Genomic DNA, 21,744 nt, shown 5'->3' on the forward strand with positions numbered 1-21,744 from the left:
AATAAAAGACCAGCAAAATATTCCGTGATTAATGATTTGAATGGAGAGATCACGAATCTGTTTCAATGTGTTCAAAATGACTTTGATGATTTAGCCAAACGACTAGAATGGTTTGTTTGTTCAAGACAGTTGTTTTTTGAACTTGCGGCTATTGAACCAGAGAGCCTCTCCAAGGTTGAAAGAGCTGCACGTTTTTTGTTTCTCCAACGTTGTGTGATGTATGGGAAAAAAGAGTATCTCTCTTTTAGCTTTGGAAGGAAAAAGCCTATAGCATTTAATCCAGAAAAGCTGTTATCGAGGATGCGGCGTGTTAGACAGAAGCTTCTTGATACGACAATCTTAAATTTGTCGTGGGAGCGGGTTGTCGAACTTTTTGATGCACCCGACAGTTTATTTTATCTAGACCCGCCTTATCTTGTAAAGAAGAAGTGTTACAGCTCTGGGAATTTTGTTGAAGATGATTTTGTGAGTATGGCAAAAGTTCTCAAAAGCATACAAGGCAAATTTGTCTTGAGTCTGAATGATTGTGATGCGGTTCGAGAGATCTTTAGGGATTTTGACTTTTTAGAATTAGAGACCCTTTGGACATCTGGTTTTGCTAAAAAAAACTCTTCGAAAAGAACTCTTGATTCGGAATAACTGAGGAAATCATAAAAAGATTTGTTAGAATCAGAAGAAATATTTTTTCTCTAACAGAACTTTTTTGATGCTTACATCCTTTGGTAAAATTTTACGGAAACTTTGTCTTGATCACTCAGAACGCCTCTTAGATATAGCTAAGAAATTAGACATATCTGTAGCATTTTTATCTTTTGTATAGATCAGAAAAAATCTGTTCCTGTAGGACTGGAGGAAAAGATAGTTGAACTCTATGCTTTAGATCAAGAGGTAGCAGAAATTTTGAGAAGAGAATCGGATGCTTGTTGCACAAGTTTTACAATCAAGACTTCTGATCCGTTGAGGCGTGAAATTGTTGGCATGTTTTCTAGATTTATAGATGTTTTTACACAAGAGGATTTAGAAAAATTCAAACAAATACCAGAAGTAATTCGCGAATCAAAAAGAGAGAAAAATGCTACTTTTGTAGAGAAATGTTAAAAAATCCTATTCCCCTAACTTTATTCAGACATCCCTCACAGTAAAAAAGATGTACAAATACAGCAAGTTATAGGATAAGAAAAAGAATCTGGTGGGCGTGACAGGGATTGAACCTGTGACCCCTACGATGTCAACGTAGTGCTCTCCCGCTGAGCTACACGCCCATTCATTGATGTTGCATACACCATATAGAATGACAAACGTCAATGCCTAATTTCGTTTTCTCTTTCAACAGATGCAAATAACTTAAAAAAATACTTTTTAAGCAGCGATAAGGATCTTTTCAACCTCATTGACGAGTTCACGTAAGTGAAATGGCTTAGAGAGAACCTTTGCATCAGGAGGGGCATCACTATTTGAATTGAGTGCTACCGCTGCAAAACCTGTAATGAACATTACTCGTAAATCTGGGTCAATCTCAGTAGCACGTCGTGCGAGTTCGATTCCGTCCATCTCTGGCATCACAATATCAGTCAGGAGAAGGGAAAATGGCTCTTCTTGTAAACGTTCATACGCGCTAATACCATTATCGAAATCGGCGACTTCGTAGCCTGCACGTTCTAAGGCTTTTACGAGGAAGCGACGCATATCGTTATCATCTTCTGCGAGCAGGATTCGTTTCATGATTATGTTCCAATGGCTCCATTTGTCAGAGTTTTGCCGCATCAATTATACAATATAGAGTATTTATAAAAAAGACGGTAAAATGCTCATAATTGAAATGAATGGCAAAATGGTTAATTCTTACATTCTTATTCAGAATACAGCATATTCGTTGTGAGTTGGTTAAATTCAAAATATATGTGATTTTGAAAAAAGAAGGGGTTCTCTAAAACTTTTAAGATGATTCATTGCTATCTTTTTTTTTAAATTCGCTGATTATTATCAGAATTTCATTAAAAAACTTATGAAAACCGTTACTGTAGGGGCTTGCTATATAGAGAAATTAGAAGAATATTATGTTAATTTATTGTTTTTTAAAAGTTCTCTTAAGAAATAGAAATTTCATAGTTATTTGTTTTTATAGAGATTTGTAATAAATATTATAAGTGCGCTTTATTTTCAGTTTTTTCCTTAAATAGATGAAAACTATTATTTTTCTAGATATAATATTAAATTAACACTTAATAATAGATCAAAAATAGTATTTTGATGTTTTATTTATAAATATGTGTCATGTTATATTAAGGTAGATTTATTATCTTCATTTTATTAATTATACAAAATATTTTTTTATTAAGTTATTTTTTATGATGTCAAATAATTTTGTTTAATGTAACGATATACTTTGTATATTAGTTTTTTATTAGAATGCGTGGTAAATATTTAGGTCATGGCTTTCCTGTAGAGGTTAGAAAACGAATCATATGAGTGGTTGGAAAGTAAAATCCATTATATTAAAAAGTGTTTGTAGATCCAACGCTCGTAGAAATTTTCTTTTTTATGGGGTGGAGCGGAAATTAAGATTTAGTGTTATTTTACAAATACATTATCGGGAATAAATGCATCAAATGCAGCCCAAAATTGCTTTTTATAATTTTCGTTAACCATAATTGTATCCAGTTTAGCGCCTGTAATAGTAATACTTTCTGTCAGGCGTGTGTGTTGGCATAATTGCCGCACTTCAATGTTGTTTGCAATATTGTTTTGATTGGCTAGAATAAAGAGTGTTGGAATTCGTAAATCTCCGTGGAGTACATTTCTCTTCATAGAATCGATCGCATTAAATACCGATGCCATCCATTGGGATGTTGGGGGCTTAATGGAATGGAACGGCACTTTATGCATGTGTTCCGATTTTATATTACTTTGTTTTTTTTTGTTTAATTTTTTCCCATCTTTCGCTGGTATAAAGCCAAGAGCTATATCAGAAAGAAATTGTGTTAATTTATGTTGAAAACCGTTCGTTTTATTACCGAATGGAGCAAAAAGGGGAGAAACACAGAGCAATTTATTAAACTGATAATTAATGAGATCTAATCCGCTAAGTGCTATCAATCCACCTATACCATAGGCGAGCATAGAGTAAGGAGGCGGACAATTAGGATAAACAATATTTTTAAGAAATTTATATAAGTCATTAATATCATTATTTATATCAAAACAATGATGTCGGCTTTGTTTTCTTATCTTGAAGGATTTTTTTTCTTGATCAAACCAGTCAAATATTGCTGTATGAAAACCGCGTTTAGAAATTTCATTTATTAATAAAAAATATTTTTCTAAAGTACTTGCGTAGCTTTTGAGAATAACAATTGTTCCCTTAGATTTTTCCACCTCAGGATATGTTATCGCAAAACGAATTTCGTGATCTATTGCTATTTTAAGAGTACCATGATGGATATTAGGAAGAGTGGAAGCCCAGTCTATGGGATAAATAGGTGTTTCCAATTGAAATCCTTTACAGTGTATTTGCCGCTTAGTGCAACGTGAGATAATGAGAGGACTTTGACATTTATGTAATGAAGAAAAAGGATTTAAAAAGGGGTATATTGCTTTTTAGATAGTTTTTATCAATTTAGGTTCCAAAGAGTTGAAATAAAGAAAAACAATTACCAGATAATATAGTGTGGTTGCCATGATGGGGCCGCAGGTTCACAAGTAAGTTTGCCATTTGGGAACTTTGTGAATTAATTATAAATTATAGTCGCTCTAGAGGAGGGCAATATTATGCGTCAAGTAGATTTTTCACCATTTTATCGTTCCACAGTAGGTTTTGATCATCTTTTTAACTGGTTTGATTCTAGAAGACAACCAGATGAAGTTTCTTCTTATCCCCCTTATAATATCGAGCGTTTAACTGAAGATTCTTATAGAATTTCTATGGCTGTTGCTGGTTTTTCTCAAGATGAAATTGATATTGAAACGCATTGTAACCAGCTGATCATTAAGGGAAATAGAAAGTCTGAAAATGATGATGAAGAGCGAGAATTCCTTTATCGAGGCATTGCTTCGCGTGCTTTTGAACGGCGTTTTCATTTGGCTGATCATGTTAAGGTTATTGGAGCAGAACTTGGAGATGGGCTTCTTCATATTCAGCTTAAAAGGGAAATGCCAGCTGAATTAAAACCCAAAAAGATAACCGTACAGATGTCACCATCCATTACAAAAAATGATAATAGCGACATTGTCGTGTAGGAAAATTTAGAAAATATAAGACCGAATAATTATAAATTTTTCTGAAGAATAAAAAACGCGAGGCAAAAGGTCTCGCGTTTCGTGTGTGTGTTTTCCTAAGAACGAAGCTTATTTTAATAAAACAGCTTATTTCGAGTTTGTGATAAAATGTTATTGCACATTATTTTACGTTGAAGAAAAAATTCATGTATGTGCTAATTGAAATGCATAATAATTCACTTTTTAAGTAAGCTTATTTTTTATTTTATAGCATTTGAAAAATGGTCGGAGCGGCGGGATTTGAACCCACGACCCCTTGACCCCCAGTCAAGTGCGCTACCAAGCTGCGCTACGCTCCGAGTTTGTGTAAAACGATTAAATGACTGTTTCTTTAAAGGCAAGAGAAAAAATAAACAGAATAAAATCTAAAATGCTCTTGCACTTAGAACTTTTGAAAGTAAAAAATTTTGGACATCAATATCTTGTTATCAATTCAAGATACGTAACAAATCTGTAAAATTCTTTGTAATCATTTTGTGAAGGGGTAAGATTGGTGGATTTAGGGGTATGAATTGGAGAAGGAGGGGAGAAAATGAGTACGGGGGGTATATTTTTTCCTTATCTAATCGTTACTTTTCTAAAAAGATAAAGATTTTCAAAAGGAGAGGAGTGAATGTATGGTATTGAAACGTTTTCCTTTGTTTAGAGTTTTTATAGACGAAGTATTTTGTGTTTTATGTGGACAAAAAATTGTAAGTTCTGGATTGTATAATCATAAATCTCATTTTATGGGTACGCGTTTTTATCCAAATAAACAAGGTTAGAATACTTTAATTTAGGTTTTGTTGTTTTTTTTCTAAAATACCAGATACAATATTATAGAGGAAAAACTTTCAAAGTGTTTATTGAACTAAGAAAAGAGTAAACCATGAGCCGTTTTTCGGTAATAAATTTGACGGAAGCAGCAGTGGATCGTGTTAAAGCGATTATGGACGCAAAAGATGCACAGGGTATTCTTGTTGGTATCAAAAAAGGTGGTTGTGCAGGGATGGAGTATACAATTACTCTTGTCAAAGAAAAGGGGATAGATGCGGATGTTGTTGAAGTGAATGGTGCCCGTGTTTTCGTAGCACATGATGCGGTATTATTTTTATTAGGAACGCAGATGGATTATGAAGTGACAACGCTTCGTTCTGGTTTTGTCTTTAAAAATCCTAATCAAGTTTCAGCATGTGGGTGTGGCGAATCGGTGGAACTTCGTCCTGCTACGCAGGATCAATATAAAACAAATTGAGTTGAGCTGAATTATAATTCAGTAATTTTAGAGGGACTTGTTCTTTGAGGTAGAAAAAATCTAATATTTTTATTGTTCATTTTTAGCTTGTTTCCAAAGTGCTTCCATTTCATTCAAGGATGCGTCAGTGAGTGTTTTAGATTGAGTGGATAGCTTTTCTTCAATATAGGCAAAACGGTTTCGAAATTTTATATTCGTTTTTTTTAATGCTTTTTGTGAATCAATCGCTAAGTGGCGTGCGAGATTAAGGAGAATAAAGTAGAGATCTCCAAACTCTGCTTCTATCTCTGAATTTTGTTTATTTTTAATGGCTTCTTTGAGCTCTTCGAGTTCTTCTTCTATTTTTTCAAAAACTTTATCACTTTCTTTCCAATCAAAACCTACTTTAGCTGCTGCTTCTTGTAAAGCAAGTGCCTCTTGGTTTGCTGGCTGGATTTGTTTTACTTGTGCGAGTATGCTTGTGGAGGAATTGTTGTTTTTTTCTTCGCGCAATTTTTTTTGTTCAACCTGTTCTCTTTTTTTTATATATTTCCACTCTTCTTTTATAAATCCTCGTTTTTTTTGCTCGGCATTTCCAAAAACGTGAGGATGGCGTCGAATCATTTTTGCCGTGATTGCATAAACAACATCTTCAAAAGTAAAGCTGCCTTCTTCTTGTGCAATGGTAGCATGATAGATAACTTGTAAAAGAAGATCTCCAAGTTCTTCACAGAGATCCTTTCGGTTTTTTCGTTCAATGGCATCGATGACTTCGTAAACTTCTTCGAGCATATAGGGTATGAGGGATTCAAAAGTTTGTTTTTTATGCCAGATACAACCGCTATCAGAATTTCGTAATGCAGTGATAATTGCAATGAGATCTTTGATGTCTTTTGAGGCTAACATTTGCACTTCCTTTGTAAGCAATAGAGCCTTATGTTAGATGTCCCAACGTCTATGTAACCACATCCATTGTCCAGGATATTCACGGACCCAAGATTCAACAATATCATTTAATTTTTGCGTAGAAGCAGCTATATCGATATCATTTTTTTCATCACGTGGAAGTTCTATATGTTCATATAACTCTAAACGATGACGTCCATTAGGCAAACGAATACAACGTGCTGGATAAATATCACAGTCATATTGTCGAGCGAGTTTTATAATTAAGGGATTTGTTTTAAGAGGTCTGTTAAAAAATGTTCCCATGATACCGCGGCGAAATTTTTGATCAACGAGCATACCAACATTTTCACCTTTTTCTAATTTGGCTGCTAATGCCCATGCTGCACCGGCCTTGGAGGGAATAAGATGCCCCATAGAAGTTTGTCGTGCTTTAAGGACTCGTTTGGCAACATAGGGATTATTGGGTGGTCTAAATAATACCGTAACATTAAGATCAAAACTTTGTGCACAAATAGGCAGAAGTTCAAAATTTCCAGTATGTGCGGTGAAAAAAATATGTGGTTTTTTTTCATTTTTTAATCGCTCAAATATTTCAACGCCTTTAACCTCAATGAAACCTGGCTCGTCCGCATGAGGATCAAAATCAAAAATTTTATCAAGAAAAATATATTCGGCTAGGAAACTTCCTATATTTTCCCACATTTCTATTGCAATCGCATGGAGTTCTTGCTCTGTTTTTTCTGGATATGCACCTCTAAGATTTGTAAGTGTGATTTGATGACGATGTAAAAGGGGACCAATTTTTTTTACCAACCAAGAAAAAAAAGAGACTCCCATTTTGGCAGGAAAGCATTTTAGAATAAATAAAGAACCAAAGAGCAGATATGCCCATAACAAGTAGGATATCTTTTTAGCTATAATTTTAATAAGATATATGAGATTTTTAAGAGAAAGCTTCATCATGATTTAATCGATTTTAAGGATAATTTTACCAAAAACATCACGGCTCTCCATTCGTTTTAAAGCTGTATCAATTTCATCAAGCCCAACAATCGTATCAATGACAGGGTGTACAGTTTTTTCTGCCATTTTTTGCATGGCATTTTTCATATTTTCCATACGGCAGCCAAATGAACCGAATATCTTAAGTTGTTGTTGGAATAATTGCATGAGATTTATTGGTGCTGAAACACCAGAGGTAGAACCGCAAGTCACTAAGCGTGCTCCTTTTTTCATACATAACAAAGAACCGTTCCATGTATCTACACCAACATGCTCAAAAACAACGTCAACACCTTTTTTTTGGGTTAATTTACGCACCACACCTTCAAAACGATCTTTACGATAATTAATCACATGATCTGCCCCAAGAGAGTGTGCTTTTGCAATTTTTTCATCTGAACCTACCGTTGTGATAACTGTACAGCCCATGTGTTTTGCAAGTTGAATGGCTGCAGAGCCAATACCTGAACCACCAGCCTGTATCAGGATTGTTTCTCCTGCTTGTAGTTTTGCATTATCAAAAAGCATATGTTCTACGGTACCAAAAGTAATTGGAGCAACCGCTGCCTGCAATTCATCACATTGGGGAGGTGATGGAACTAATAAACGTGCTGGCAAATTGACAAGCTCACACGCAAATCCATCAAGGTGAAAACCGTAGACTCCCTTTACATGACTGCAAAGATTATCCCGTCCTTCATGACAAGCTTGGCATACTCCGCAGGTTTGTGCACCATAAATTGAGACAATCTGTCCAAGTTGGAGATGTTCAACGCCATCTCCTATTTGTATAACCTCACCAGAGGCTTCTGCACCAATGATGAGTGGTATTTTTCTTTTCGCAAAAGCCATGCCACGCCATCCCCATACATCAATATGATTAAGAGCAACGGCTTTTATCCGCACAGTTACTTCACCTAGACTAGGTGAAGATGGCGGGGAAATATTAGTGATTTCAAGCCGGCGATCATCGAAGAGTTGCAGTGCACGCATTACCATTCCCCTTAAATATGTTATTAGGTTAGCGTTATAAAATTTTATTATTAAAGGATTATCCTTTATATGCAGTGATGACAAGACTCATATTTTGACCACCAAATCCAAATGAGTTGGACAAAACTGCATTGACACAGGCTTTACGGCTATGATGAGGAACAACATCTAAAGGGATAGCAGGGTCAGGATTATCATAATTTATTGTAGGTGGAAGTATCCCCGATTGAATGGTTAAAAGCGAAAAAACCGCTTCTATTGCACCAGCAGCAGTTAATGTATGCCCAATCATTGATTTATTAGAAGAGACTGGAATATGCTCTAAAAGATCACCGAATACTGTTGATAATGCAAGATACTCCATTTTCTCATTTTCAGGTGTTGAAGTTCCATGTGCATTAATATAATCAATTTCATTGATGGTTATTTTTGCATCGTCTAAAGCTTTGCGAACGGATTCAATTGCTGGTGATGCATCGGGTTTTGAACGTGTACGGTGAAAATCATCGGCCGTTTCTCCACAGCCAGCTAAAATTCCTAAAACTGTAGCATTACGGTTTAATGCGCTTTGAAGAGATTCAAGAACAAGAGCGCCTGAGCCTTCTGCCATAACAAAACCATCTCGATCACGGCTAAAGGGTTTTGCTGCTTTTTCTGGAGGCTCATTCTGAGTTGAAAGAGCAGATAGTAGCGAAAAACGAATAAGAGATTCTGCTGAAACTGATCCATCTGTCGCAATTATGAGAGCTCTATTTGTCTCTTTCCGTCTAATAGACTCAACACCTAATTGAATTGCTGTTGCACCAGATGCACAGGCAGTGGAAAGTGTAACAGGAAGTCCTTTTGTGCCAAATGTTTTTTGAAGTTTTTCTGCAATTGCACCAAATTGTGTGGATTCAAAAAGCGTCTCATGGAGTTTATCTTTACAGACTTTAAGAAGATGTGCATAAGAAGGCTCATTATTGAATTCTTCCTCTTGATCAAGACTAAAACGTGCTTTCCATTCAAGTTCAACAGGAGGAGCAGCTAGAAAGAGTGGTCCATTAAAATTTTTTTTATCAATAGCAGCTTGTTCTAAAGCTTCTTCAGCAGAAAGATGTGCAAGCTTCTCAGAAAGAGCTGAAGCACCAAGTGTACTTTCTTTAAGAAAATCAATTGTTCCAGCAATATATGTATTTAATCCCTCAATGGGAAAACGTGTTATTTTGTGGATACCGCTTACACCGCTTGTTAATTTTTGCCAATTTTCATGTTTTCCTTGTCCCAGTGATGTGACAATGCCTGCCCCAGTTATTGCTACAAGTGGACGTCCAAAATGATCATGATATTTCACTATAGAAATTCCTCTTCAAACAGCTGTAAGACGTACGATACCTTCAGCTCTTTTTATACCAATAGTTGTAACAAATATTTCACGCACTTCTTTAGAAAAAGGTTTTTCATGAGGACTTAATGCTGGAAAACCGCTTTTTTTTTCAATTGAAAGTGCTGCAAGAGCTAGAGCTAAAGGAAATTGTGCTTCCCGCATATAACCAAATAATGTTGTAATGCCACGGTAAGATAGATCAGCATTATCAAGAGCATTTTGTTCTGCTTTTGTTGCTTCGTGAGCTCCTGAGGCTGCTGAAATGGCTAAGGCAGATTTAGCGCCCGCAGTTTTTAACATTGTTGCAATTGATTCTCTAAGTGGAATTTTGGTTCTATCTGTTTGGTCTGTAATAATTTGGCTAATTTCAGCATAAGCACGTGCGTTGCGTTTTTTGGCATGTTCTCCACTTTCAATAACTAGGAAGATACCACCAGAACCTGCTATGACACCGCCGCCTGGATAGATTCCGCGATCCCACACTGGGCTCCATCCATTATGGGTTAAAAGACCACCAAGTTCATGCGCCAACAACATATCATAACTTTGTGCATTATAGGAACCTCCTACAAGAGCATGGGTACTTTGAGCTGATTTAATACGAGCTACAGCAATTTGAAGAGCAGAAAGCCCACTGCCTTCTTCTCCCATAAATGTACGAGATGATCCAGTGACTTTATGAACAATTGAAATGTTTCCTGCCAAAAGGTTTGAAAGTTGTGCCAAAAATAATGTTGGACGAAGTTCGGTTGAAAGAGCAACATTTAACATAGAGGCATGATCGGCAACTGCGCGCGCTTTAGAAAGAATCTGTGTATCAACAGTAATATCACGTTCTCCTCCACTTGCTGCTACAATCATATCCATTGTTGAAGTGAGTTGTTCATTATTTTTCATGCCAGCATCATCAAGAGCAAGACCAGCCGCATAGGTACCAAGACGCTGCCATGTTCCCATTTGCCGTTGATCACTTTTTTTAGGAATTTGTAAACTCCAATCAATTTCAGACAATTTATGAACAGGGTAGGGTGAAAAAGTTGTACAATCTAGGTTTGGTGTACGGATTGGATCATTTAAGAGATTCCAATGTCGATCAGTTCCTTCCCCCAGAGAGCTTATGAGGCCTATACCAGTGATGAATACAGATTGATCATACATGGTGAAAAAATTACTCCGCCTGTTTTAAGGCAACGAGATCATCAATTTTTGCACAAAGGTTTTTAAGAACAAAGTATTCTTCTGTTGCAACAGTACCTTCGTTGACTTCTTGTGTCCATTGTTCTAGAGGGACTTTTATTCCGAAAGCTTTATCAATAGCGAAAACAATATCAAGAAAATCAAGACTGTCGATTCCTAGATCGTCAATTGTATGACTTTCTGGTGTAATTGTATCGCGATCAATTTCACTGATTTCTGCAATGATATCAGCAACTTTATCAAACGTGGAAGGCAATGTACGGATTCCTTATTATAGAGTTAGTAAATTCAAAATACATTTAATATTGTTCTTCTAGCCTTTTTTTTCTTTAAAAAAAAGACTTAATCCAGAATATAGCTGTCTTTATCTATAGAGAAAAGAGGTTTACAGGACATGAAATACTATATCTCAATATTTAAAAAACTTTGAAATTTTATTGCGCATTTATTTTACGAGTCTATTTTTTCTATTGGCTGCAAGGACAGCAAGGGCTGTTATATTAACAACTCCCCGTGAAGTTACTGAAGGCGTTAATATATGGGCGGGACGTGCTGCCCCGATTAGAATAGGACCAACATGGAGTGCATTTGTGAGGCTTTTAACAGTGTTGAGCGTGATATTGGCTGCATCAAGTGTTGGAAAGACAAGCAAATTAGCTTCACTTTTAAGACGAGAATCAGGAAAAACACGATCACGAAAAACTTTGGAAAGGGCAGCATCACCATGCATTTCACCATCTGCTTCTAAATCAGGGTGTAATTTGGCAAGAATTTCTGTTGCACGTCGCATTTTACGCGCACTTTCTGTGTTTTTAGAACCAAAGTTTGAGTGTGATAATAGGGCTGCTTTTGGTGTTATTCCAAATGCTTCAACTTCTTGAGCTGCCAATACAGTCATTTCAGCGATTTCTTCTGCAGAAGGATTTTCATTGACGTAAGTATCTGTGAGGAAAAGAGTACGTTGTTGAGAGATAAGCAAACTCATAGCAGAAAAACGGTGAACATTAGGATCAAGACCGATAATTTGTTCAATCAGTTCAAGTTGACGTTCAAAACGTCCTTCTAAGCCGCAAATCATTGCATCTGCTTCTTCACGCATGACGGCAAGGGCAGCAATAGCCGTTGTTGATGTTCTCACTACTGTTTTTGCCATTTCAGGCGTAACACCACGCCTTCCTGTATAATGAAAAAATAAATTAACATAATCACGAAAACGTGGATCATCTTCAGGGTTTGTTAATTCAAAATCTATACCAGGACGAATTCTTAAACCAAAGCGTTTTAATCTCGCTTCTACGACATGTGGACGGCCGATAAGGAGAGGCGTTGCTGTTTGTTCTTCAATGACAACTTGTGCTGCACGAAGGACGCGTTCATCTTCACCATTGGCATAGATGACGCGTTTACGTTTTGCTGTTTTTGCTGCAGCAAAAACAGGTTTCATTGTTAAACCAGAAAGAAAGACAAATCGATTGAGGATATCATAGTAGGCTTCCATATCTTCAATGGGACGAATGGCGACACCAGTTGCCATTGCTGCTTTAGCAACAGCGGGAGCAATACGCAGTATTAAACGCGGATCAAAAGGAGAGGGAATCAGATAGTCTGGTCCAAAATTGGGTGGTTCTTTTGAGTATGCACGTGCTACAACATCTGAAGTTTCTTCACGTGCAAGGGCAGCAATCGCATGAACAGCGGCCATTTTCATTTCTTCATTAATTGCACTAGCACCTACGTCTAATGCACCACGGAAGATATAGGGAAAACAAAGGACATTATTAACTTGATTGGGATAATCAGAGCGTCCTGTACAGATCATTGCATCTGGTCGTATAGAGCGTGCTTCTTCAGGCATAATTTCTGGTACTGGATTAGCCAGCGCTAAAATGAGTGGATTTTGAGCCATTCTTTTAAGATATTCAGGCTTTAAAACACCACCCGCAGATAGGCCTAGAAAAATATCCGCATCATCAATAATATCAGATAAAGTTCGTGCGTCCGTTTTTTGTGCGTAATTGATTTTCCAACGATCCATAAGGGTCTTGCGACCTTCATAAACAACTCCCTCTAAGTCACTAAGCCAAATATTCTCAACTTTCGCCCCAAGACGAACTAAAAGATTAAGACAAGCTAGGGCAGCAGCACCTGCACCTGAGGTAACTATTTTTGCATTTTCAATTTTTTTTCCTGAAAGATTTAAGGCATTTAATACAGCTGCAGAAACAATAATGGCAGTTCCATGTTGGTCATCATGAAAAACTGGAATATTCATTTTAGCACGAAGCTTTTCTTCGATATCAAAACATTCAGGAGCCTTAATGTCTTCAAGATTAATACCACCGAATGTAGGTTCTAAGGTTGATATCGTTTGTACCATTTGTTCTATATCGGATGCATCAATTTCAATATCAAAAACATCAATATTCGCAAATTTTTTAAATAAAACGGCTTTGCCTTCCATAACTGGCTTTGAAGCGAGTGGACCAATGTTTCCTAAACCAAGAACAGCAGTTCCATTGGATATAACAGCGACTAAATTAGCACGGGAGGTATATTGAGCAGCAAGATTGGGATCTTCATGAATCGCAAGACATGGTGCTGCAACGCCTGGAGAATAAGCAAGAGCTAAATCACGTTGATTATCAAGAGGTTTTGTTGCTTGTATTTCCAATTTTCCAGGTTTTGGGTGTTGGTGATAAAAAAGTGCGGCACTGTCAAGTTCAGCTTTTGGTGAACTGAAATCACTATTTCGTTCTCTAGACATTTTTATGATATCCAAGTTAGCGTATGTGTATATGAGATGTTCCATCTACGATAAGGTTTTGTCCACTAATAGATCCTCATTTCTCTGAATATCAAAATGCATGAGCATGAGCAAATTCCTCTGGATCGTAAAACCAGTTTGATGATTCTTTTTGTTTGTGTGCATGAATAACTTCATTGATAGCAGCACATTTGTTTTTCTTTCCTTAATAAAACTCGTAAAAATTGATTATTTTACAAAAAAATAAAATATTTTCTAACGATTACATTATCAAGCCATTATTTTTTTGCAATGTTTACAAAATAAGGAAAGAACAGAAGAACGGTTCCTATCAATTTCATCCATTTTTTATAAAATATATATTTTATTTAAAGTTTTATACGGAGGTAGAAGAAATTTTAAATAACAATTTGTAGTTTATAAATTGTTTATTCCGCTATTTTAAAGGAAACTGGAAAGTTGAGAATGAAAGTTATGTTGTTCATTGTTTAATTGGATTCTTAATAGTGAAAGCTGTATCTTTTATATACTGACAATTATGTGTTTTAATAAACAAAGATGTGGCTGAAATGGCTGTAATTGCGGATTTTATACATGAAAATCATATATTTAGCATAACGCTTTTCTTTATAATTTATAATGCATCATTTCGTATGTTTAATGAGAAATTTGAATACAATAAGATTATTTTATTTAAAATTCACCTAATATAATAAAAAATATTCAATTACATAATTCAAACGAGAGTAATGTGTGGATAAAAAACGTTTGAAAAATAAATAGAAATGTTTCTATAAGCTATTTTAATATAAAAGCATGGAATTTTTTCACAATTAGCAAAAATAATTATTACCTATTTTGTACCTTTATGAAACTATGAAAAATAAAGGAGTTAAGAAAAAAATAAGGAAATAGAAAATATGCTTATCATTCTTAAAGTGATATGTTGTTTGATAAGTCATTACGCTTCTTTGGGGTTATTGCTTAGGATATCAAAGAAAACCGCATGCCAATTATTTCAGCCTTTGAAGTACAAAGCTGTAGTTGAAAGCAAAGTACTCTACGATGAGCCATTAAAACAACTGGAGAGGAAAAAAGTGGAAAAAATATCTTTTTCCACTTTTTTTATTTTTTTATTGAATTCGACCACTTGCATGAGCAAGCATAGTATAAACTTTTCCGGTATCTGATATCAGGTATTTGCGAACTGAGCTGGAAGAACCAGAACTGCGCGATATATCACGTAAGAGCTTTTCGAAATCTGTAACATATTGATTCACTGAACGTTTAAACTCAAAATCGCTCATATATTTTCTCTTAATCATTTCAAATATTTTTTGTCCATTTAAGGTATAAAGGCGTTCTGTTACGATATTTTTTTGTCCACGTTGATAATGATCCCATAGCTCAACAATGGCATTGTGATTGATAGCTTGCACTATACCAGAAGCTAATGAATTAAGAGAGCTGTTTGCAGGAGATGGTTTTGTTTGCACTGATGTTAAAACATTATCACTAGGGGGAGCATCATAAAACGTTTCTTCACGTGAAGCTCTTTCTAAGAGATTTGATACCCATTTATTTGGTCTTTTTTTGCTTTGATCTTGTTGCAAAATAGGCTTAGGTGGTACGATCTTTTTAACGGACTCAGTGGAATTGTCACTTCTTTGATTAAACGTTGATGATGCAGGAAATTCTGATATCAGCTGTTTTTTTGCGCTCTTTTGATCATTTTGTATAACACTGACTAGATCTTGTAACGCTGTAATCTGTTCATTCAAAGCTGTGCGAATTGTTTGCGTTGTTTCTTTTGTCTTTTCTGGAAGTTTTTTAACATTTTCATTGATATCATTATTAATCTTTGAAAGCTCTAAACGAACTTCATCAGCGGAGCGACGTATGTCTTCTGCTGCTTCTGAAAAACGCGCCGATGCTTCACTAACAAGCCTATTAAGTGATTGTTGGAATGAATTTGTGGAGTTACGTGCATTTTTATCAGAGCGTTCAAGTGCTGAGTTGAAGATTTTTTCATAATGCCCAATCAATTGATTAATTTCATGAGACTTTGAAACAAGAGCATCGCTTAATACAGAAAGCGTATTATGTTTTTCTTCAAGTGTTGTACTAAGTGAATTTTCAGATTGTTCAAGAACATGAATAGTTTGGGAAAGTGTCTTTGCATGTTCACCAAAACTGCTCGTTATATGACTAATTTGTTCAAAGGTATTCTTTGAAAGTCTTTGCAGAATTTCAACATTATTATTGAGCGCTTGATTTGAGGCTGACAAACGCTCTGCTACTTGGTCCGTGTTGCGGAAAAAATTATTCGCACTCTCATTAAACTGACCATCAATATTTTGAACAGCTGATAATAAAACATTACTATTTTCATTAAAATTGTAAATTGATTGATTCAACTGTGTTAAGACGGATGAGACATTATTAACAAGTTCTTCCTTCATAACCGTTATTGTTTGAAGTGTTTCAGAGTTAGCTTTGGTTAAGCTATTCACTAAAAATTCATTATGTGCATAAATTCTTTGTTCAGCTTCTTGTGTGGAGAGAGAGAGTTGTTCACCGATATGCTGTGTTAAAGAATCAATTGATTCTGTCGTATTTTGCGCTGCTTGATTTAAGTGATTTGTCAGCTCTGTTATTTTTCCAACATGTTTTGAAATTTGTGTTGCTGTTTGATTTTCAGCATCTTCCAGACGGCTCGTTACATCAGAGAGCTGATACCCTAAATTATTTTTTAAATTTTGCATAGAGTGATGAAGAACATCACAGCGTTCATTAAGAACTTGCTCTATTGCTGTTGTTGATGTGTGAATGGTTTCATTCAATAATGCTTGTGCATTATGACTGGCTGTTGCGAAAGCTTCGACAGTATGCGCTGTTTGTTCAGACAGAACGGACAGAACTTTTTCACTGGTATCATAAACAGTTTTTTTGACATTTGATACAATGCGATTGCCTGATTCTGAGAGAATATTTTCTGCTTGTGTAGTAACATTTGTAACAGATGAAAGAATTTGTTCACTCGTAGAAGAAAGAATATCAGAAGCTTTTATAATCTTATTATGCAGGTTATCTGTAACTATATTAACAGAGTCTTCTAAGGTTACACGCATATTGTCAACACTGCTTTCCAGCGCTTGTTGAATTATCTGACTTTGCTCATTATTAAGCATGAGAGACGTTTTTAACGTGTCAGAACGTTCCTCAATAACAGATGTTTGCATATCAATGGCTTCACAGATTTGGCTAAATTTTTCAGATAATGTTTCCTCTAGCGTTGTTGTTCGTTCAAAAATTTTGTGTGCACGATCTTCTAGATCTGTATCGAATGATTCCATACGTGTTTCAAGGGTTTCAAAGAAAACACCACTCGATTGAGAGAGAGTATTCTTTAAAATTTCGGCATGGCTTTCAAGGTTTTTGATATGATCTTGAACCGTTTCAGTAATGTTCTTATTATTGGCGACAATTGCACTCTCAACTAAATCTATTTGTTGTTTCAATGCAACATCGACACGTATATCACTTTTTGCAATGAGGTTATGGATTGTTTCCATGCGTTGCTCAAGTGTGCGTGCTTGATCGGCAAGAACTTCATTGAGAGAAAAACTATTAATCGCTAAAGAGTCACGCAGAGCATCGGCACGGATATCAATATTTCTCGCTTGTGCTTCTAAAGCATCTTGGGTTGTATTGCAGCTTTGTACAATGACATCTTGTAGTTTTTCAGTGCATTGAATGATGTTTGTGATATGATTTTCAGCTTGTTTATCAACGACTTGAATATTTTCAGCCAAAACTTTTTCAATATGAGAAGTATTTTGGGACAAGACATCAATTTGATTTCTTAATGTATCCGCAATTTTATTCTTCTCGTTATCGAGCATGTCTGCCATAAGAGCTCGTTGATCAGAAAGTTGTACTTTAAAATCTTGTGAACGTTCTTGTATGATATCAACAATGGCATTGTCGACATACTGAATTTCTTCTCTCAGACTTTCTTTACTTTTATCAATTGCAGAAAGAATAGCTTCACGTCCATTTGTAAATGCATGGGTAATGTCTGCTGTTTTTTCTTGGAGGTTTTCATTTATTTTCAAGACATGAGATTCCAAGAAGTTACCAAGTTTTTCAGCATTATCCTCTAAAGCCTGGCTGCGTTCTATAAAGGAATCAATGATGGAATCACTATGTTCTTTAAGAGAAAGATCAACAGTTGCTAAACGTTGTTCAAAGGCTCCAATTGCTTGCGAGGTTACGTTATCAAATTTAGAAGAGAGTTTATGTGCTTGGTCGTCGAGCTTTAAGATCTTCTCATCAAAATTCTGTAGAGATTGATTATTACGATCAATAAGAGCTTTATCCAAGGCTTTAAACTTTTCATCGACAGCGTGCAAAGTTTGATCTGTTACTGCTTGTATATGTGTTGCAATTTTAGCAACATGTACTTCCGCTTTTTCAGCTGTTTCATTAAAGGTTTTTTCTATTTGCTTTTCATTATGATCAAATCGTTTTGCAAAACCATCGAAGTTTTTTCCTAATTCATGAAAAAAATCTGTGTTTTTCTGCTGAATTTGTGTTGTTGTTTCGTTAAATTTTTCAACAAGCTGATTTGTTACGCCATCACCGGCATAGGAAAGTTTTTCAACAAGGTCTTCACCTTGTTTTTGTAAAGTTTGAGAGAGAGTTTGTGCAAGCTTTTCAACATTGGTTACAATTTTAGAGGTAACTAAACCAAATTCATCACTCAGTTGTTCTTGGGTTCCTTTAATTGTTGATTGTACGCGATCTGCGTGATTCAAAATGGCGATGCGTTCATTGCTCAATTCTTTGATTAATGTGTGAATACGTGATTCATTCTCAGCATAGGCTTGTTCTAGGTTGTGAACTTCACCTTGTATGATTGCTTCAAGTTCAACAGCACGTCCGAGGGTACGTTCAATACCTTCGTTCATTGCCGCTACTTCTTCACGAATGGTTTGCCCTATAGCAATAGCTTGTTTTTCAGATAAATGTTGTGGTTCACTAAGGCGTTGTGCAGCATTTGTCATAAGAAGAGCAATGTTATGCAAGTCGTTTGAACGTTTTGTTAATTGAGCAACGCCCCAAGATATAAGGATAGGAATTGCTGTTCCGGCTGCTACAGCAAGTCCTGTTGGGGATGTAACAAAAGTGCTGATATTGGATAAGGAGCTGAGTCCGGTAGGTGCGAGCTTATGCGCAATAAAAGCTCCTCCCGTTGCCCATAAAGCACTAAGCGCTGTTGTATACCAGTAGACTCGAGAGGAAGAACGCTGCTTTAATAGTCCAAAATTTACAGGGGTTGTTATATCATCATTTGCAGGAAGAAGTTTTGTAGACAACAATGTATTATGAACAGTTCCACCTGAAATATCAGGTGAAGGTTTTGGAGCGAAAAGCTGTTCAACAACGGATTTATCAACAACAGCTTCATCATGAATATTAGAAACAAAAGTTGACGTACCGTTTTCAGCAAAGAATTCTTCTTCTGCCATTGCAATTTTTTGAATCAGATCATCGACATTAACAATATTTTCAGAATTATTGGATGATATTGTTTCAAATTCTGTGTCATTGAAATTAAAGTTCATAGCTTTTGTGAGGGCTTCTTCAACTTCAACTTCAAATGTTTGCAATTTGGTTCTGCGTGCCATACTCGCCTCGTACTCTTACAGACGGAAAAGGGATACGTCCTCTTCCACATAATTTCTACATACTAGCTGTTAATTATTTAGAAAGGAATATGCTTAGGAAAAAATTTTAAAAACTTATCAAGATAAAGTTAACGCGGTTTCTTATACCCTGTTTAAAAATGTTATAAAATATAGTAAAAACAATTTATTATTTGAATCTAACAAAAACAAAAATACTGTTTACAACTTGTGTTTATAAAAAACTTTATAAGCCGCTAGTCTTTGAAATAAGGATAATTTAATAGCGGTTATATATACAGTAGGGTGGCGAATACCTCTCTATTAATACCGATGATCGTTAATAAATATTGTTGTCCGTTTACTTTTATTGATTCTAAATGAAGCAGCTTCATCATCACATATAGTCTGTAATAGCTTAGGATGTATAAAAGTATGCCTTTGAATTGTAAGCTCATAAAAAAGTAAACGTGGAAAAATTTTTAATTTAATATCGCTTTTCGTAAGTTGCGCTTTATTATTGCCTTAAAGAGCCGTTTTTTCTCTAATTTCAGTTGTTTGTTGCTAAATTTTGAAGCTTCTACGTTGACAATTGGATATTTTTCAGTCGATATGCATGCACGAATATTTTATGCAATCGAGATGAAGGTGTAAGAATAATGGCAGAGCGATCACAACACCTGCAAGATGTGTTTTTAAATACGGTGCGTAAGCAAAAAATTTCCCTTACAATTTTTCTTGTCAATGGCGTTAAACTCACAGGTATTGTAACTTCATTTGATAATTTTTGTGTTCTTTTACGCCGAGATGGACACGCGCAATTGGTTTATAAGCATGCTATTTCTACGATTATGCCTGGACAGCCTGTGCAGATGTTTGAGGGTGAAAGTCCTGAGTAAGCATGTCATTTTAAGATAGACCTCTTATCCCATTTTAAAAGTACTTAGATTGCTATGATAAATGAAAATGAGAGATTAGGAGGGATATTTTCGCAGAATACAGGACAGGTGCGCGCACTTGTTTTGATACCAATTTTTCAAGAAAATAGAAGTGAAAGCTCTTTGAGAGAGTGTTCGATATCTTCTCGTGTTAAAGAGTCATTAGGCTTAGCGCGTGCTATAAGGTTAGAAGTTGTTAATTATGAAACGATTAATATTGCAACGCCTCGCTCTGCAACTCTCTTTGGAAAAGGTAAAGTAGATGCGTTAACCTGTTACATAGATGAATATTCTATTGAGCTTGCGATTGTAGATCACTTTTTAACACCAGTACAGCAGCGTAATTTAGAAAAATTATGGAATTGCAAAGTTATCGATAGAACGGCTTTGATTCTTGAAATTTTTGGGGATCGTGCACGAACAAAAGAAGGAGTTTTGCAAGTAGAGTTAGCGCATTTGTCCTATCAAAAAGGACGACTTGTGCGTAGTTGGACGCACTTGGAAAGGCAACGGGGGGGGCGTGGCTTCTTAGGTGGACCTGGTGAAACGCAAATTGAAGCAGACAGGCGTCTTTTACAAGAGAAAATTATTCGTATTCGACGCGAATTGGAAACGGTTATAAAAACACGTGCACTTCATAGAGCAAAAAGGAAAAAAACATCTTATCCTGTTGTGGCACTGGTAGGATATACGAATACAGGAAAATCAACTCTCTTTAACCGTCTAAGTGGTGCAGATGTTTTAGCAAAGAATATGTTATTTGCAACGCTTGATCCGACTTTGCGCAAAGTTGTTCTTCCCCATGGAAAAACTATTCTTTTGTCTGATACTGTAGGGTTTATTTCTAATTTGCCAACAAATTTGATTGCAGCTTTTAGAGCAACCCTTGAAGAAGTGGTTGAAGCGGATCTCATTCTTCATGTAAGAGATATGTCAGATCTTGATCATCGTGCACATGCTCAAGATGTTTTAGAAGTGCTTTCAAGTCTTGATATCGATATTGATGATATGGAGCATATCATAGAAGTTTGGAATAAGATTGATATGTTGGATGAGCAGGCATTGAATGTTTTACAAACAAGCGCAAAAACACGATTAAATCCTGCTCTCATGGTATCAGCGCTTAAGGGGGATGGACTCGATCAATTATTAAGAGCCATTGAAAAGCGAATTTTTGGAGAGGTGCAAAGCATTGAATATCTTTTAAAACCTCATGAAATGTCGCTTATCGATTGGTTTTATGAAAACTCTGCGGAAATAATGCAAGAAGGACATGATGATGGGTCTGTTACTATTAGAGCCGTTATTACTTCTGAAGCAAAAAAACAATTAGAGAACATCAAAAAAAATATGAATTAAGTTCTTTAAAGCTATTGCTGAACATTTGTGCTTAAATT

15 protein-coding genes, 2 tRNA genes and 1 pseudogene are annotated in these 21,744 nt (G+C 35.8%); 6 read left to right on the top strand and 12 right to left on the bottom strand.

What is annotated here, in order from left to right; translation table 11 throughout:
• Both U736_RS11420 and U736_RS11425 read left to right on the top strand, forming a co-directional pair.
• A partial coding sequence (locus tag U736_RS11420; RefSeq protein ID WP_155915021.1) for a DNA adenine methylase occupies positions 1-639 on the top strand: 639 nt, incomplete at its 5' end.
• A 67-nt stretch (positions 640-706) separates the two neighbouring features.
• Positions 707-1,098 (top strand): annotated as a pseudogene (locus U736_RS11425) (XRE family transcriptional regulator).
• A gap of 89 nt (positions 1,099-1,187) precedes the next feature.
• Here the strand turns inward: U736_RS11425 and U736_RS0109395 are convergent.
• The 3 genes from U736_RS0109395 to U736_RS0109405 all read right to left on the bottom strand — a co-directional run bounded on the left by U736_RS0109395 (position 1,188) and on the right by U736_RS0109405 (position 3,489).
• A tRNA-Val gene (locus tag U736_RS0109395) sits at positions 1,188-1,262 on the bottom strand.
• Positions 1,263-1,359: 97 nt separating this feature from the next.
• Positions 1,360-1,722 carry a cell cycle two-component system response regulator CpdR gene (gene cpdR, locus U736_RS0109400; protein WP_005773448.1) on the bottom strand — a complete coding sequence of 121 codons (363 nt, stop codon included), beginning with the start codon at positions 1,720-1,722 and terminating at the stop codon, positions 1,360-1,362.
• Between the two features lie 849 nt (positions 1,723-2,571).
• Entirely contained in the window at positions 2,572-3,489 is a 918-nt protein-coding gene (locus U736_RS0109405; RefSeq protein ID WP_015856472.1) for an alpha/beta hydrolase, read from the bottom strand.
• A 279-nt stretch (positions 3,490-3,768) separates the two neighbouring features.
• Between U736_RS0109405 and U736_RS0109410 the strand changes: the two genes are divergently transcribed.
• On the top strand, positions 3,769-4,236 hold the full coding sequence (locus tag U736_RS0109410) for an Hsp20 family protein (protein WP_015856471.1): 468 nt from the start codon (positions 3,769-3,771) through the stop codon (positions 4,234-4,236).
• Between the two features lie 261 nt (positions 4,237-4,497).
• On the opposite strand, the gene U736_RS0109415 is transcribed toward U736_RS0109410, so the two are convergent.
• Positions 4,498-4,574: transfer RNA gene (locus U736_RS0109415), tRNA-Pro, on the bottom strand.
• Positions 4,575-5,143: 569 nt separating this feature from the next.
• Between U736_RS0109415 and U736_RS0109425 the strand changes: the two genes are divergently transcribed.
• Positions 5,144-5,509 (top strand): iron-sulfur cluster assembly accessory protein, encoded by a 366-nt coding sequence (locus U736_RS0109425; RefSeq protein WP_015856470.1) that lies wholly within the window; start codon positions 5,144-5,146, stop codon positions 5,507-5,509.
• Between the two features lie 69 nt (positions 5,510-5,578).
• Here the strand turns inward: U736_RS0109425 and mazG are convergent, their stop codons facing one another.
• The 8 genes from mazG to U736_RS0109470 form a co-directional block, all read right to left on the bottom strand.
• Complete coding sequence (gene mazG / locus U736_RS0109430; protein WP_015856469.1) at positions 5,579-6,394, bottom strand: nucleoside triphosphate pyrophosphohydrolase; 816 nt, start codon at positions 6,392-6,394, stop codon at positions 5,579-5,581.
• 33 nt (positions 6,395-6,427) lie between these two features.
• The gene (locus U736_RS0109435; RefSeq protein WP_026500734.1) at positions 6,428-7,357 is read right to left on the bottom strand and encodes a lipid A biosynthesis lauroyl acyltransferase; all 930 of its coding nucleotides are present in this window, start codon (positions 7,355-7,357) and stop codon (positions 6,428-6,430) included.
• 6 nt (positions 7,358-7,363) lie between these two features.
• Entirely contained in the window at positions 7,364-8,392 is a 1,029-nt protein-coding gene (locus tag U736_RS0109440) for a zinc-binding dehydrogenase (RefSeq protein ID WP_015856467.1), read from the bottom strand.
• A 58-nt stretch (positions 8,393-8,450) separates the two neighbouring features.
• Complete coding sequence (locus tag U736_RS0109445) at positions 8,451-9,725, bottom strand: beta-ketoacyl-ACP synthase (RefSeq protein WP_015856466.1); 1,275 nt, start codon at positions 9,723-9,725, stop codon at positions 8,451-8,453.
• Positions 9,726-9,740: 15 nt separating this feature from the next.
• The gene (locus U736_RS0109450) at positions 9,741-10,916 is read right to left on the bottom strand and encodes a beta-ketoacyl-ACP synthase (protein ID WP_015856465.1); all 1,176 of its coding nucleotides are present in this window, start codon (positions 10,914-10,916) and stop codon (positions 9,741-9,743) included.
• 10 nt (positions 10,917-10,926) lie between these two features.
• Positions 10,927-11,211 (bottom strand): acyl carrier protein, encoded by a 285-nt coding sequence (locus U736_RS0109455; protein WP_015856464.1) that lies wholly within the window; start codon positions 11,209-11,211, stop codon positions 10,927-10,929.
• A 189-nt stretch (positions 11,212-11,400) separates the two neighbouring features.
• Positions 11,401-13,719, bottom strand: coding sequence for an NADP-dependent malic enzyme (locus tag U736_RS0109460; protein WP_015856463.1), 2,319 nt, complete (start codon positions 13,717-13,719; stop codon positions 11,401-11,403).
• Positions 13,720-14,852: 1,133 nt separating this feature from the next.
• The gene (locus U736_RS0109470; protein ID WP_015856462.1) at positions 14,853-19,412 is read right to left on the bottom strand and encodes a hypothetical protein; all 4,560 of its coding nucleotides are present in this window, start codon (positions 19,410-19,412) and stop codon (positions 14,853-14,855) included.
• A 656-nt stretch (positions 19,413-20,068) separates the two neighbouring features.
• Here U736_RS0109470 and hfq point away from each other — a divergent pair.
• The gene (gene hfq, locus U736_RS0109475) at positions 20,069-20,308 is read left to right on the top strand and encodes an RNA chaperone Hfq (protein ID WP_005773461.1); all 240 of its coding nucleotides are present in this window, start codon (positions 20,069-20,071) and stop codon (positions 20,306-20,308) included.
• A 54-nt stretch (positions 20,309-20,362) separates the two neighbouring features.
• On the top strand, positions 20,363-21,706 hold the full coding sequence (gene hflX / locus U736_RS0109480; RefSeq protein ID WP_015856461.1) for a GTPase HflX: 1,344 nt from the start codon (positions 20,363-20,365) through the stop codon (positions 21,704-21,706).
• Positions 21,707-21,744: the final 38 nt, after the last annotated feature.

The organism is Bartonella grahamii ATCC 700132, assembly GCF_000518085.1.
Classification (GTDB): domain Bacteria; phylum Pseudomonadota; class Alphaproteobacteria; order Rhizobiales; family Rhizobiaceae; genus Bartonella; species Bartonella grahamii.

Bases quoted from the DNA above. Each gene is read 5' to 3' on its own strand.
- U736_RS0109440 (WP_015856467.1), bottom strand. From the start codon at position 8,392: ATGCGTGCACTGCAACTCTTCGATGATCGCCGGCTTGAAATCACTAAT.
- U736_RS0109425 (WP_015856470.1), top strand. From the start codon at position 5,144: ATGAGCCGTTTTTCGGTAATAAATTTGACGGAAGCAGCAGTGGATCGT.
- hfq (WP_005773461.1), top strand. From the start codon at position 20,069: ATGGCAGAGCGATCACAACACCTGCAAGATGTGTTTTTAAATACGGTG.
- mazG (WP_015856469.1), bottom strand. From the start codon at position 6,394: ATGTTAGCCTCAAAAGACATCAAAGATCTCATTGCAATTATCACTGCA.
- hflX (WP_015856461.1), top strand. From the start codon at position 20,363: ATGATAAATGAAAATGAGAGATTAGGAGGGATATTTTCGCAGAATACA.
- U736_RS0109460 (WP_015856463.1), bottom strand. From the start codon at position 13,719: ATGTCTAGAGAACGAAATAGTGATTTCAGTTCACCAAAAGCTGAACTT.
- U736_RS0109470 (WP_015856462.1), bottom strand. From the start codon at position 19,412: ATGGCACGCAGAACCAAATTGCAAACATTTGAAGTTGAAGTTGAAGAA.
- U736_RS0109435 (WP_026500734.1), bottom strand. From the start codon at position 7,357: ATGAAGCTTTCTCTTAAAAATCTCATATATCTTATTAAAATTATAGCT.
- U736_RS0109450 (WP_015856465.1), bottom strand. From the start codon at position 10,916: ATGTATGATCAATCTGTATTCATCACTGGTATAGGCCTCATAAGCTCT.
- U736_RS0109410 (WP_015856471.1), top strand. From the start codon at position 3,769: ATGCGTCAAGTAGATTTTTCACCATTTTATCGTTCCACAGTAGGTTTT.
- cpdR (WP_005773448.1), bottom strand. From the start codon at position 1,722: ATGAAACGAATCCTGCTCGCAGAAGATGATAACGATATGCGTCGCTTC.